At 53.4% G+C, this 13,998-nt stretch carries 11 protein-coding genes and 1 pseudogene; 6 read left to right on the top strand and 6 right to left on the bottom strand.

Features of this window, described 5'->3' with window-relative positions; translation table 11 throughout:
- The first annotated feature begins 15 nt into the window (after positions 1–15).
- On the top strand, positions 16–1,827 hold the full coding sequence (htpG, locus tag JMG82_RS06020) for a molecular chaperone HtpG (protein WP_201351833.1): 1,812 nt from the start codon (positions 16–18) through the stop codon (positions 1,825–1,827).
- Between the two features lie 4 nt (positions 1,828–1,831).
- Here the strand turns inward: htpG and JMG82_RS06015 are convergent, their stop codons facing one another.
- The 4 genes from JMG82_RS06015 to glnA all read right to left on the bottom strand — a co-directional run bounded on the left by JMG82_RS06015 (position 1,832) and on the right by glnA (position 5,553).
- The gene (locus tag JMG82_RS06015; protein ID WP_201351832.1) at positions 1,832–3,085 is read right to left on the bottom strand and encodes an ArsS family sensor histidine kinase; all 1,254 of its coding nucleotides are present in this window, start codon (positions 3,083–3,085) and stop codon (positions 1,832–1,834) included.
- A complete protein-coding gene (locus JMG82_RS06010; RefSeq protein WP_201351831.1) occupies positions 3,082–3,747 on the bottom strand; it encodes a response regulator in 666 nt (221 codons plus the stop codon). Before JMG82_RS06010 ends, JMG82_RS06015 begins: the two co-directional genes overlap by 4 nt.
- A 109-nt stretch (positions 3,748–3,856) precedes the next feature.
- On the bottom strand, positions 3,857–3,985 hold the full coding sequence (locus JMG82_RS11785) for a hypothetical protein (RefSeq protein ID WP_269089340.1): 129 nt from the start codon (positions 3,983–3,985) through the stop codon (positions 3,857–3,859).
- Positions 3,986–4,122: 137 nt separating this feature from the next.
- Entirely contained in the window at positions 4,123–5,553 is a 1,431-nt protein-coding gene (gene glnA, locus JMG82_RS06005) for a type I glutamate--ammonia ligase (RefSeq protein ID WP_201351830.1), read from the bottom strand.
- Positions 5,554–5,708: 155 nt separating this feature from the next.
- Between glnA and JMG82_RS06000 the strand changes: the two genes are divergently transcribed.
- Positions 5,709–6,770 (top strand): hypothetical protein, encoded by a 1,062-nt coding sequence (locus JMG82_RS06000; RefSeq protein WP_201351829.1) that lies wholly within the window; start codon positions 5,709–5,711, stop codon positions 6,768–6,770.
- On the opposite strand, the gene JMG82_RS05995 is transcribed toward JMG82_RS06000, so the two are convergent.
- Both JMG82_RS05995 and JMG82_RS05990 read right to left on the bottom strand, forming a co-directional pair.
- The gene (locus tag JMG82_RS05995; protein WP_201351828.1) at positions 6,767–7,546 is read right to left on the bottom strand and encodes a histidinol-phosphatase; all 780 of its coding nucleotides are present in this window, start codon (positions 7,544–7,546) and stop codon (positions 6,767–6,769) included. The two genes, JMG82_RS06000 and JMG82_RS05995, sit on opposite strands and share 4 nt — an antisense overlap.
- On the bottom strand, positions 7,543–8,415 hold the full coding sequence (locus JMG82_RS05990) for a CvfB family protein (RefSeq protein WP_201351827.1): 873 nt from the start codon (positions 8,413–8,415) through the stop codon (positions 7,543–7,545). The genes JMG82_RS05995 and JMG82_RS05990 overlap by 4 nt, the downstream gene beginning before the upstream one ends.
- 112 nt (positions 8,416–8,527) lie before the next feature.
- Between JMG82_RS05990 and JMG82_RS05985 the strand changes: the two genes are divergently transcribed.
- From JMG82_RS05985 to JMG82_RS05970, 4 genes and pseudogenes are all read left to right on the top strand, one after another.
- Positions 8,528–11,620, top strand: a complete 3,093-nt coding sequence (locus JMG82_RS05985; protein WP_236579105.1) for an efflux RND transporter permease subunit — start codon at positions 8,528–8,530, stop codon at positions 11,618–11,620.
- A gap of 213 nt (positions 11,621–11,833) precedes the next feature.
- Positions 11,834–12,379 (top strand): annotated as a pseudogene (locus JMG82_RS05980) (chemotaxis protein); the annotation flags it as partial.
- A complete protein-coding gene (locus tag JMG82_RS05975) occupies positions 12,372–13,634 on the top strand; it encodes a peptidase U32 family protein (protein WP_201351825.1) in 1,263 nt (420 codons plus the stop codon). The pseudogene JMG82_RS05980 and the gene JMG82_RS05975, both read left to right, overlap by 8 nt.
- Entirely contained in the window at positions 13,627–13,968 is a 342-nt protein-coding gene (locus tag JMG82_RS05970; protein ID WP_201351824.1) for a hypothetical protein, read from the top strand. Before JMG82_RS05975 ends, JMG82_RS05970 begins: the two co-directional genes overlap by 8 nt.
- Positions 13,969–13,998: the final 30 nt, after the last annotated feature.

Below are 13,998 nucleotides of genomic sequence, written 5' to 3'. Positions count from 1 at the left end.
ACGAGGAGTTTTGTCATGTCGAAACATGAATTTCAGACCGAAGTGAACCAGCTGCTCCATTTGATGATCCATTCCCTCTACTCCAACAAAGAGATTTTTCTAAGGGAACTCATCTCAAATGCCAGCGACGCTCTGGACAAACTCGAATTTCTCAAACTGACGGATGAAAAGTACAAGGAACTCGACCTGCCAAGCAAAATTGTTATCGTTTTCGACAAAGACAAAAAAACCCTGACTGTCAGCGATACGGGTATCGGCATGAACGACGAGGAGATGGTGGAAAACCTGGGAACCATCGCCAGAAGCGGTACGAAGAGTTTCATCGAGAGCCTCACCGGTGACGCCAAAAAAGACAGCCATCTGATCGGTCAGTTCGGCGTGGGCTTCTACAGCTCCTTCATGGTGGCCGAAAAGGTGGAGGTTGTCAGTCGCAAGCCCCTCGAGGAAAAGGCCTGGAAGTGGGTCAGCGAGGGGAATGGCGAGTACGAGATCGAAGAGGCCCAAAAAGAGGATTACGGCACCGACATCACTCTTCATCTGCGTGATGATGCCGAAGAGTTCGCCAGCGAATGGCGCATCAAGAGCATCGTCGAAAAATACAGCAACCACATCCCTTTCCCGATCTATCTGGTGAACGAGAAAGGCGAGGAGGAGCAGATCAACAAGGCTTCGGCACTCTGGCGTCTGCCAAAAAGCGAACTCAAAGAGGAAGACTACAAGGAGTTCTACAAGCAGATCAGTCACGACAGCGAAGATCCTCTCCTGTGGGTTCATACCCGTGCCGAGGGGACACTGGAGTACTATACGCTCTTCTATGTTCCGAAAAAAGCGCCGATTGATCTTTTCCGTGTCGATTACCAGCCGGGTGTGAAGCTCTATGTCAAACGGGTTTTCATTACCGATGAAGACAGAGAGCTGCTGCCCACGTATCTGCGCTTTGTGCGGGGTATCATCGACGCCGAGGATCTTCCGCTCAACGTCAGCCGCGAAATGCTGCAGGAGAATGTTATTCTTGCCAAGATCAAAAAAGCAGGCGTCAAGAAGATCCTGGGGGAGCTCAAAAAGCTGCTAGAAAAGGATCGGGAAGCTTACGAAGGGTTCTTCAAGGAGATGGGCAAAGCGCTCAAAGAGGGTATCTACAGCGATTTTGAAAACAAGGATGCGCTGCTTGACCTGATGCTGTTCAAATCGAGCGAAAAGGAGGGGTATACAACCCTCAAGGAGTACAAGGCACGCATGAAAGAGGGGCAGGAGAAAATCTTCTACCTTATGGGCGAAGACGAGAATCTGCTCCGCCACTCGCCACTGCTCGAGAAATACAGGGAAGAGGGCATCGAAGTGCTTCTGTTCGACGATGAGGTGGATGCCATCGTCATGCCCACCGTTACCGAATATGACGGCACGCCGCTTGAGAACATCGCCAACGTCGAAGAAGAGGGCGAAGTGGGCGAAGAGACGAAGGAGAAGTTCGCTTCGATCGTAGCCGCGATGAAAGCCGAACTTGGCGAGAATGTCAAAGATATCCGTCTGACCAAACGCCTCAAGGAATCGCCCGCCGTGGTCGTATTCGACAAGAACGATCCCGATATCGCGATGCAGCAGATTCTGCGTCAGATGGGACAGGAGGTCCCCACACCCAAACCGATTCTGGAGATCAACCCCGACAACGAAATCTTCCAAAAACTTCTCGAAAAGAACGACGAAACCGTCACGCGGGATATCGCCCACGTCGTGCTTGATGAAGCGAAGATGGCTGCCGGCCTCGAAGTCGACGACATCGCCGACTTCAACGCCCGTTTGAACCGCCTGATCGCAAAAGCGATCTAAGGTATCATTTGGCGGGTTTCAGCCCGCGAATGGAGAAGATGTGGCGCCCGCCTTCATACCGGTAGTCCAGTTCGGCACCGTGGGCGTCGAGAATCGATTTGACGATATAAAGACCTAGCCCGAAACTGTCTTCCGAATGGTTGGGCTCCCCTTTCGCGAAAGGTTCAATGATCTCTTCGAAATTCTTGGGAAGGGGTTCCCCTTTGTTGATCACCTGAATGACTCCCTTTTTGCAGCAGATCTCCACCGAATTGTCGGGTGAATATTTCAGCCCGTTGTCGATGAGGTTTTTGATGACGATGGTAAGCGTTTTGCAGTCCGCGATCACTTTGCAGGGGTGACATACGAATTGCACCCGCCGGTCGTTCTCGATGAAAAGGAGCGTCGAGACGTCGTTGACCATCGTTTTGAGATCGCAGACATCGGGATTGAGATCGAGAGATTGGGAGGTGATCATCTCCACTTCCGCCATCTCCTGAATCAGCTGCTCCATCCGTTCGAATGCGCGGCGAAGCACCTCTTCCTCCTCTCCCCCGTTCATCAGTGCGACACTCAGTTTCCCTTTCGTGATGGGGGTTTTGAGTTCGTGCATGATATTGCGCATAAAGAGTGTTCTTGCCTCTTTCATCGCCCGGATCTTTTTGGCGGCGGCATCGAACTGGTTGGCGACGAAGGCGATTTCGTCCCGCTTCTCCGATTTGGTCGAGACATCCATATTCCCTTCGCCGAAACGGCGGATCTGTTCGGCCAGAGTTTTGAGCGGCTTGAGGCTGCGCAGCATCGTCCAGTATAGTAGGATCAGAATGGCCATCATGCTCCCGAAAAGGAAGGGAATCCATTTGGGGCGGTAGACATCCATGGGCGAGGCGATCATCGTGGAGTGGTCGGGGCCGATGAGCTCGAAGTAGAGATTGTCGCTGTCACGGTAGATTTTGAGCCGGCCGTCGAGTATCCGCTCCGAGACGATCAGAGGAAAGGAGCTGGGCGGATGCCGGAATATCTGCTTGAGATCGGATTTGATGGTTTCGGGATATTCGATGACCCGGTAGCCGCGTGCTTTGAACCTTTTTTCCGGATCGCCCACCTCCTCGAGGATGATTTTTCTGATCTCCGCTTCGTCGTGAAGCACCTTTTTTTCGATGAGATGGAGCTCTTGCGCTTCGAACTCCCGTACCGTCATGACAAAAAAAGCGATCAGCGCCGCGACGGTGAAGAGAAAAAAGAGGTTGAGTTTGAAAAAGAGGGAGTGTCGGTTCACGGCGTGAATTTGTATCCGGCTCCGCGGATGGAGTGGATATAGCGGGGTTGTTTGGGATTATCGCCGAGTTTGCTGCGGATACGGCTGATGATGACGTCGATGGTCCTTTCACTGCTCTCCCATGAGATCGATTCGGCATTGTTGGCCAGGTAATCGCGGGTCAAAATGGTGCCGGGATTGAGCAGAAAGAGGCGCAGTATCTCGTACTCCGCCGTCGTCAAGTCGAGTTTGTTCCCTTTGAAAAGGATCTGCATTTTTCCTTCGTTCAGTTCGAAATCGCTGCTTTCGGCCTGAAGGGTAGGGCGGTATCGGCGCAGGACCGTCTGGATGCGCGCCACCAGTTCCCTCGGCTCGTAGGGTTTGGGAAGATAGTCGTCCGCGCCGTATTCGAGACCTATGATCTTGTCGGTCAGATCGCTTCGGGCGCTGGAAATGATGATGGGGATATCGTAATCTTTTCGGATCAGTTTGCAAAGCTCCAGGCCATCCATCTGGGGAAGGGTGAGATCGAGAATGATGAGATCGTAATGGTCGAGTTCCAGGGCGTTCAGCGCCGCTTTCGGCGTTTCGACACTCTCGACCTTCATGCCGTACTGTGCCAGAAATTTGGTCAAAAGCGAGCTTATGTCGACATCGTCTTCTATCATGAGTATATTGATCATCGTTGAACCTTTTATGTGTGACACGGTATCGTGTGCACCGCTTCGCCATTCTCTTCCGGCGAATCTTCGTCGGCTATCCGACAGGAAAAAACACTACCGTAATTATACGCTATTTTGAAGTGATCGTTTCATGCTGCCGCTTTTCAATTCTATTCTCCTGTGTGTCACCGTGCTGCTTGATGGCGGCACCGATCGTCAGCAGGATGGCAAAAAACATGGCAAAAATACGTAACAGCATAACAACCTCCATATAGCGTCGCCGAAAGAGATTGTCATTATAAAAGAGGAGTTTTGCTCGGGTGTCAACCGAGTGTTAACGGAAATGAATTTTATGGAAGGCGAAGGGTCCGCGCCAGGAAGTGGCGCGGATGGGTATCAGCAGGAGTATGTGGTTTTGAATTCGAATGCGGTCGGCCGTGCCTCGTCGGGCCAGATCTGCGTTTCGAATTTGTAGTTTTTGAAGGTTTCGATGAAATCGTCGGTCATGACGGGCTTGAGGAACTCGTTATCCGTAAGCAGCGCTTCGATCGCCTCGCGGAGTGTATGGGGCATCTGCTGGATACCTTTTTCGCGGATTTCATCGAGTGAAAGCTCGAAGAGGTCGATATCCATCGGCCCGACCGGTTCGTACTGGTTTTTGATACCGTCGATTCCGGCAAGCAGCAGTGCCGTGAAAGCGAGATAGGGACAGGAGGAGCTGTCGGGGAAACGTGTTTCGATGCGTACCGCCTTTTCGCTGGCACCGTAGGGAATACGGATGGAAGCGGAGCGGTTCTGGCTGGAGTAGGTCAGGATACTCGGAGCTTCGAAACCCGGAATCAGGCGCTTGTAGCTGTTGGTTGTCGCGTTGGTGAAAGCCGCGACCGCCTGGGCATGCTTCAAAACGCCGCCCATGTACCAGCGAGCCGTGTCGCTGAGGTTGCCGTACTCTCCCTCTTTGTAGAAGAGGTTTTTGCCGTCCTTCCAGATGGATTGGTGGACGTGCATTCCGTTGCCGTTGTCGCCGAAGAGCGGTTTGGGCATGAAGGTCGCCGTTTTGCCGTTGAGATGGGCAACCATGCGCACGACGTACTTGTATTTTTGGACATTGTCGGCCGCTTCGACGAGTGATCCGAACTTGACGCCGATTTCTCCCTGGGCCTGCGCCACTTCGTGGTGTCCGAGAACCACTTCCAGTCCGACCTCTTCGAGCACCTGCATCATTTCGGCGCGAAGGTCGACCATGCTGTCTGTCGGTGCGACGGGGAAGTATCCGCCTTTGGTGCGGGGGCGGTGGCCGATGTTGCCGAAATCGTCGTTGCGGCTCGGGTCGTTCCATTCGCCCTCTTCGCTGTCGACACGGTAGAAGGACTCGTTGATCTCGTCTTTGATCTGGACATCGTCGAAAATGAAGAATTCGTTTTCCGGGCCGAAGTATGCCACATCGCCCACGCCGGACTCTTCGAGATATTTGAGCGCCTTTTTCGCGATGGATCGGGGACATTTTTCGTAAAGCTGGCCTTTGTAGATATCGAAAACGTCACAGAAGATGATTATGGTCGGATCGGCCGTAAAGGGATCGAGGAATGCCGTTTCGATATCGGGCTTGAGGATCATGTCCGATTTGTTGATCGGTTGCCACGCTTCGATGGAACTGCCGTCGAAGGGAAGTCCGTTACTCAGCATATCTTTGTCAAGAGCACTCAGAAGGTAGGTCAGGTGGTGCCATGCACCTTTGATGTCCGTGAAGCGCAGATCTACGAATTTGACATCGTTATCCGCACAAAATCTGAAGAACTCGTCGACATTGTTGACAAATTTGCCCATTTTCTCTCCTTGGAAAATTGAAATATCGGGTATTGTAACAAAAAAAAAGTAAGAGGCAAGTGAAAGGGTTGCTTAAAAAATAGGCAGGAACATTTCGTGTTTCCATCCTTTGCAATACAAGCGGAACTTGAAACCGAAACTGCTATGATAGAGGCATGAAAAATTTTTCGTGGATGCAAACCATCGCCGTGTGTCTGCTTTTTTCATGGATGCTCACCCCGCTCGAGGCACAGACCGGTGCCACCGATGCGAACACATCCTGGGTGGATAACTGGTACGAAACGGTTTCGGGTGAAGTGGTCGACTGGTCGGAAGCGATCGACAGGCGTCTGTACCAATGGCTTGGCGGGGATGAAAACATTTCCGAAAGAGGTACCGAAACGCCTCTGGAAGCGGAACGGCAACAGACCGATACCTTTTTTCAAACGCAGAAATACCTCAGCGAAACTTCCATAAGCTATGTGCGTCTGCGTCTGGGTACGGCGTTACGTTCCCTCGATTCGGACGAGACGAATTTCAATGTCCGAGTGCACCTGCCGCTTTCACGGACTAGAAAAAGACTTCGCCTGTTTATCGAAGACCTTAATGAGGACAATGTCGAAAACCTGGTAAAAAAAACCGAAAACGGCAGCGAAGAGGTTTCCCCGAAGGTCGGAATCAATTACTTCGCCCCGAAAACATACGGAATTTATTCCAAATATTCCCTGGGTTTGAGTGGCCTGCATCCCTACCTTCGCGCCAGATACAACATGGTGTTCGAACCGGGGGGATGGGTTGTCGAGCCGGTTCAAATCTTTCAATATTCGGAAAAATACGATTTTTCCGAGAAGACCGATCTCTATTTCGACACGGAACCGTGGGAAGAGACCCTTTTTAGAGTGCAACTGAACCGTGGTACAAGAGCGCACAAAAAAGGGATGGCGTACGGGATCGGTCTAAGTTACCACTGGGGCTTGACAGGCCACAGCGGCATGCGGCTGATTCAGAGTTTCTCTGGCCATACCCATTACGAATACACACCCGACGACACGGATGAAACCAAGGAGTATTCCGGCATCTACAGCTATACGACAGCGTTCGGCTACCGCAGGAGCGTGTGGAAAAAGTGGCTCTATATGGAAGCGATACCCGCTATCAATTTCCATAAAATGCACCACTTCCATCCCAACTACTCCTTCACGATATTCTTCGATCTTTTTTTCGGAAACTATCGCTAAAAGTCGACAAACGCCCTGTCGCGGTTTCTGAAGTGGGCGGCACGGGTGTAACCGATGGATCGGGCCAGTTTGTGAATCTCCTCTTTCATGAAACCCACCTGCTCCGGTTTGTGGGCATCCGAACCGAAGGTGATGGGGATATCCCGCTCGTAAGCCATGATCAGCAGTTCACGGCTGGGGTAAGCCTCTCCGATCGGTTTACGGTATCCTGCTGCATTGATCTCGATGACCATATCCGCTTTTTTGATGGCATCCATCGCCCTTTCCGCGATCAGGCGGACATCGGTTTTGGGGACATATTTGAAAACTTTGATCAGATCGAGGTGGCCGACGATATCGAAGCACCCCTTTTGGGCCATCGCTTCGACGAGATCGAAATAGTCCTGCCAGATAGTGTCGATGTCGGCCCCTTCGTATCTGCCGATAAATTCGGGATTGTCAAATCCCCACCTGTCGATGAAGTGAACCGAACCGATCAGGTAGTCGACATCGGCCTTCAGTACCCGCTCATCCATGTGGCCCGGCAGCCAGTCCACTTCGTAGCCGAGGCGGATGTCAATGCGTCCGGCATACTTTTGCCTGGCCTTTCTGACATCGTTTTCATAGGCACGCATCTCTTCAAACCCCATCCGGTAGCGGGGGTCGAAATCCATCGGGGCGTGGTCGGAGAAACCGAAAATATCGATCTTTTCCGCGATCGCTTTTTCGATATAGTCGTCGATCGATCCTTCCGCATGATTGCAGCGGCTCGTATGGTTGTGTAAATCTACCGTCAAGGTTTCACTTCTCGCTTTCTCTGTTTTGCTTTCAGATAGGTTCCGTTCTCTTTCACCTCGATTTTGCCCTGTTCCAGCAGTTTCGTCAACGCCCGTTTGAAATTTTTCCGGCTGAGCCCGAGCAGTGCCTTGATCCGTTCCGGATCGCTCTTGTAGTTCAGGGGCATCATTCCCCGTTGGTTGTCGAGAAAGGCGACAATTTTGTCCGCGGCGATATCATCGCTCTTTTTGCCGATGGGGCGCAGAAGCAGATCGATCTTGCCGTCGTCGCGGATCTGTTTGATATAGGCGGTTTTGGTCTCTTTGATCTTCATCGGTTCGAAAATGTCGGAGTGGAACACCAGGCCGTCGTACCGTTTTTCGACCACCGCTTTGTACCCAAGGTCGGTTTTGGCGTAGACGAGAATCTCCACCGCCTGGTTGCGTTTGAGATCGTTGCGTCCTGCTCTTTTCAGCTGCCGGTCGAAAATTTCGGTACCCACGAGGCGATGGGTCTTTTCGTCGTAGGCGACCCGGACAATCCGGCGGTCCCCTTTGCGCATCGGCATGCGCTGAAACATCTTCGGCACAAAGAGGTCTTTGGGAAGCCCCCAATGCAGATAGGCGCCATGGGATGTCACATCGACCACCTCCATGAGCGCCACCTCCCCCAGCATCGCTTCGGGCTGTTGCGTTGTCGCGACGATGCGGTCTTCACTGTCGGTGTAGACGAAAACGTCGATAGTGTCGCCGATTTTCATCGAAGGGAGTATGTAGCGTTTCGGAAGCAGCACCTCTTTGGCCTCGGTGCTGGCGAGAACAAGACCGTAATCGGTCTCTCTGGCGATTTTCAGGCGGTTGACGGTGCCAAGTTCAAGATATGCGTTCATAGGGCGATTATAGCGGATTTTCAGTCGGGTTCCATAGAGCCGGGGCGATAAAAGTGTGCGATGGGAGGGAAGCGGTTTGCTACAATGTGCCAATCGATAATTTTTTCGGAGTATGACACGGATGCGGTTCATCGAATATTTTCTCACCAACAAGCGGCTCAACCATGTGCTGCTGCTTTTCATCCTGATCGCAGGCATCAACGCCTACCGCGATATTCCCAAAGAACTCTTTCCCGATGTCACGCTCGACATGATCGACATCTCCGGAGGCTACCCGGGCTCCAGCGCCAAAATACTCGACAAGATGGCGGTGCGGGATATCGAAGACGCCATCGAGGGGATCAGCGGCATCGAAACCACCGAGACCATCATCGTCCCCGGACGCTTCGATATCATCGTCACTCTCGCAGACGGCGCGGACGCCATCGACGTGCTGAACAAGGTCAAAGACGCCATCGCGGCGAGCCGGCAGTACCTTCCGGCCGACATGGTGGAGCCGGTGGCGACGCTGCTGACGCGCAAGCGGGACCTTCTTTCCCTTTCGCTCGCTTCCAAAACGCTGGACCGCAAGCGGCTCATCGACGTGGCCAAGCGCGTCAAACGCACAATCATGCACACCGAGGGGATCGCCGAAGTGAGAATCTACGGCGACTCCGACGAGGAGATTCTCGTCAAAATCGACTCCGACGCGGTGGCGGCCTACGGCATCAGCCCAAAATCGCTGCTTGGTGCCATCTCCCATCTCTCCTATATCTATCCGGTCGGAAACATCGAAGAGCCGGGCAACTATGTTTTTCTATCGACGGTCCACGGAAAAAAGGATCCCAAGGCGTGGGAGGATGCCCGCCTTACTGTCGACGGAAAAACGGTGCGGCTGGGGGAGGTGGCGAAAGTGACGCGGCGACTGGCCCAAAGCGCCACGCTCTCCTCCTTCAACACGCTCGACAATGTGACGCTGAAAATCTACAAAGCCTCGCAAGGCGATGCCATCGCCCTCTCCAAAACGCTGCGAAAACTTGTCGAAAGGCTGAAAAAGAGGTACCCCGAGGTGGTGTTCGACATCTATCACGACTCCTCGATACCGATCAAAAAGCGCCTGGATGTCATCGTCTCCAACATCATGTTCGGCCTGATACTCATATTCGTCACGATGACGCTGCTGGTCAATTTCCGAATCGCCGCCATCGTGACGATGGGGATTCCCTTCTCCTTTGCCATCGGCCTGCTCTTCATCTACTACACCGGATATACGATCAACATCGTTTCCCTGCTGGGCGCTCTGATCGTCATCGGCATCGTCGTCGACGACGCGGTGGTGGTGGCCGAGAATATCCAACGCTATATCGACGAGGGGATGGAACGCCATCTTGCCGTTTTGCGCGGCGTGCGGGAGATGATTCTTCCCGTGACACTGGCGACGGTAACGACGGTGGTCGCCTTTTTGCCCCTTTTCCTTCTTTCCGGAGAGATTTCCCATTTCATCATCCTGATTCCGATCGTCGTCATCATGGTGCTGCTCGGGTCGCTGATCGAAAGTTTCCTCTTCCTTCCCCTTCATGCCAAAGAGTTTTTGAGACAGGGCGGAAGCGTCGTGGACTGGAGACCTCTGCAGAAGAGATACGAACGGTCGCTCATATTCATTGTCCGACACAAAAAGCTCTTTTTGGCACTCTTCATCGTCGGTATTCCGCTGGCAACGTTTCTGATGATCAAACAGATCCATTTCCAGTTTTTTCCATCCTTCGACAGCCGTTTCATCTACGTGACGGGACGGACCGATCTCAATACGCCGATCGAAAAGACCCACGCGGTGGCCAAAGAGATCGAGGCGGTGCTGCTGAAGCACAGGAAGGAACTGGGCCTCAAATCGGTTTCCGCGGTGGCCGGATCACGGACCACGATGGGAGGAGAGAACGAAAAGGACAACGGCTCTTTCTACGTGACGCTTGAGCTTTACGATCTTGTCGATACCGACTGGATCAACCGTTACCTCAACCCCATTTTGAATCTCTCTTTCGATTTCAACGACCCCGAGAAACGGCGGCGGCTCACAACCTACGAACTGGCCGGAAAGATCGAAATGATCATCGCCCCATTCAGGGAAAGGTACCATCTCGAGGAGCTCGGGGTCAGGCAGCGTCATATCGGCGTTATCCGCAACGATATCAAGATCAATTTCTCCGGAAGTGACGACGAAACGATCGTCGAAGCGATGGAGCGTGTCAAAAAGGCGCTCGCCGCGGTGCCCGGCGTGAGGGGGGTGAGCGACAATCTTCAGTACGGAAAGATGGAGTGGCAGATACGCGTCAACGACTACGGGGAGAGTCTGGGGCTGACGGAAGGCGACGTGGCGCGTCTGCTTTCTGGCTATTTTCTTACACGGCGCCAGGCGATGACTTTCGGCAAAGAAGGGGTGGTGGAAATTCGTACCGAAGAGACGTACAAAGACGATCTGAAACGGCTGGAGGATTTCGACTATCCCCTTCCCAATGGGCGATACGTAAAACTCAAAGAGATCGCCGACTTCGTCAAGTCACGGGATTTTATGCAGATAAAAAAACGGGATGCGGAGGTGGTCAAAACGGTCTTCGCCACGATCGACAAACAAAAAACGACGGCCAACGACGTTCTCGACGCCATTGTGCCGCTGCTAGAAAGTGTCAAAGCCGAAGGTGTTAAAATCCACCTGATGGGGGAGAAAGAGAAAAACAGGCAGCTCGCCAAAGAGATGAAACATGCCACCGTGGTGGCACTCTTTCTGATTCTGATCGCCCTGCTGCTTATTTTCTCGAAAATCAAATACGCTCTGATGGTCATGTCGGTCATTCCTTTTTCGATTCTGGGCGCTTTGGCCGGACACCTGCTGCTGGGAATCAACCTCTCGATGCCTTCCGTCATCGGCATCCTCGGACTCGCCGGGGTCGTTGTCAACGACGGCATCATCATGCTCGATTTTCTCCACGGCACCCACGATGCGGGAACCTTTTTTAACAAGGCGGTGCTGCGCCTGCGTCCCATCCTCATCACTTCCATCACCACTTTTCTCGGGCTCTTCACCCTGATCTTTTTCGCGACGGGGCAGGCGGTCATTCTCCAGCCGATCGCCGTGGCGATCGGTTTCGGCCTCATCTGGGGCACGATGCTCAACCTTTTCTACCTGCCCACGCTCTATGCGGTAGTCAATCGTATTGAAATGGGACGATAATTTTCCTATAATGAACAACGCACTATAATCAAAAGGATTTTGTACGACCAAAGGAGGTCAATGACACAAGAAGAGCTTGACGCCATCATGGCGGGAGAGCTGGAGATGGAATCGGAAGAGTTGTCGGACAACGGAACGATCCTCGACAGAGATTTTGAAAGAGACGGGGAAGATGTCTCACTGGACGATGTGCTGGAAGAGGAGGTGATCACACCGCCGCCGGCGACCCGGGAGCATCGTGTCGTGGAGCAGCTCGATGACGTGACCCGCGATTCGGAGGAGAAAGCGGGTGAAATTTTCGATGCACTCGAAGGGATCATGAACGATGTGGAGGAGGCTTTGTCGGCGAGTGAGAGAATGCAGGTGATCGCAGAGGATTTCGAAGAGCTTTTCATGACCCTGCGAAAAAAATTCCCCCACATCAAGCGTTTCGGCAGCGCCGCGACGCAGGCGGTGATTCTGCACAAACTCGCCGACGAGTCGACGAAAACGCTCGAAGATGCCACCAGCAAAATTCTCGGCGCGATGGATACGATGCAGTACCAGGATATCCACCGCCAGAAGATCGAAAGGGTCATCAACATCATGCGGGCGCTGAACCGCTATCTGAGCGCACTCTTCGAAGGGAAGATCGAAGATGGCAAGCGCGTCCGGTCGGCACGCCACATCCATGGCGACAAAGGGACGGAAGAGGTGCTCTCCAACGAGGAGATCGAAGCGCTGATCGCCCAGTTCGGAGGAGGCGAAAAGAATGGTTGAGCTGCTTTCGCCCGCCGGCAATCTTGAAAAGCTGAAAATCGCCTTCGCCTACGGCGCCGATGCCGTCTACGGGGGAGTGAGCCACTTTTCCCTGCGTATCCGAAGCGGCAAGGAGTTCACCTACGAATCCTTTCAGGAGGGAATCGACTACGCCCATGCGCGGGGCAAAAAGGTCTATGTCACGATCAACGGTTTTCCTTTCAATTCGCAACTCGAACTCTATCGCAGCCACATGGAGAAGATGGCGGCGATGGGGCCCGACGCCTTTATCATCGCCACACCCGGGCTTGTGAAGATGGCCAAAGAGGTGGCGCCGGAGATTCCGATCCACCTCTCGACCCAGGCCAACGTGATGAATGTGCTGGATGCGCAGTTTTATTACGAAATCGGCGTCAGCCGGATCATCGCGGCGCGGGAGATCAGCCTGCGGGATCTGGAGGCGATCAAAAAGGCGCTGCCTGATCTTGAGCTGGAGGTCTTCGTCCATGGCTCGATGTGTTTTGCCTACAGCGGGCGCTGTCTCATCAGCTCCCTGCAGAGCGGCCGGGTCCCCAATCGGGGGAGCTGCGCCAACGACTGCCGTTTTCCCTATGTCCTCTATGCGGAAAACCCCGAAACAGGCGTAACGTTCCGGCTTGAAGAGGAGGAGGGGATCGGCACCTACATCATGAATGCCAAAGACATGAACCTCGCCTCCCATATCGACGAGATTCTCGCCTCCGGCGTCGTCGATTCGCTCAAGATCGAAGGGCGCACCAAGAGCCCCTACTACGTGGCGGTCACAGCCCACGCCTACCGGCAGGCGATCGACGATTTCTACGCGGGGCGGTTCGATGCCCGGAAGTATCAAAAGGAGCTGCATACGACGAAGCACAGGGGCTTTACGGACGCCTACCTGATCCACCGCCCCTTCGAGAGGGAGGGGACGCAGAGCCTGGAGAGTTCGATCAGCGAGGGAACCCATCAGGTCGAAGCGCTGGTGGACGAGGCGGGGATGGCCTTCTTTGTCAAGGACAGGGTCTGCGAAGGGGACGAGATGGAGATCCTCTCGCCCAAACCCGTTGCCCGGGAGGTCGAAAACGAACGGGGCACGATTTTCAGAAAGTCCGACGGAAGCTGGTGGCTGAAGATGAAAAAGCTTCAGACGCCCAAAGGCAGAACCTACGAGTGCATCCACAGCGGCAACGAAAATCCGATACTCCTGCCCGCTCCTCTGCCGCCTTTCACTTTTTTGAGAAAGCCTCTCGATGAATGAAAAGCTTACACGCGGCAGGCTGCTGCGCATATGGTGGGCGTGGCAGTGGCGTACCGTCGTCGCCACCTTCGTCGGCTCGCTGGTGCTGATCACGGTGTTCGCTTTTTTGGCCGGATTTTTGGGCATGGAGAAATCCCTGATCACGGCCATCGGCAATTTGATCTACATGGGAGTAGGCATTTTCGCGTCGATCTATTTTCTTGGGTTCGTGCTCAAAAAGGATTTCGGGGATTTCAGACTGACGATAGAGGAGAAAGTCTATTGCGACGAAGAGGATTTCAGAAAACAGCACGACCAGCCGGATGCGCTGCAGAGCGAAGACCAGATCGTCTGATTTTCGCCCTGCAGCTTGAAAAAGGAGGAA

The sequence above is a fragment of the Hydrogenimonas urashimensis genome, assembly GCF_016593255.1.
Taxonomy (GTDB): Bacteria; Campylobacterota; Campylobacteria; order Campylobacterales; family Hydrogenimonadaceae; genus Hydrogenimonas; species Hydrogenimonas urashimensis.
The sequence above is the reverse complement of the archived record's forward strand: the minus strand, read 5'-3'. Positions and strand labels throughout refer to the sequence as shown.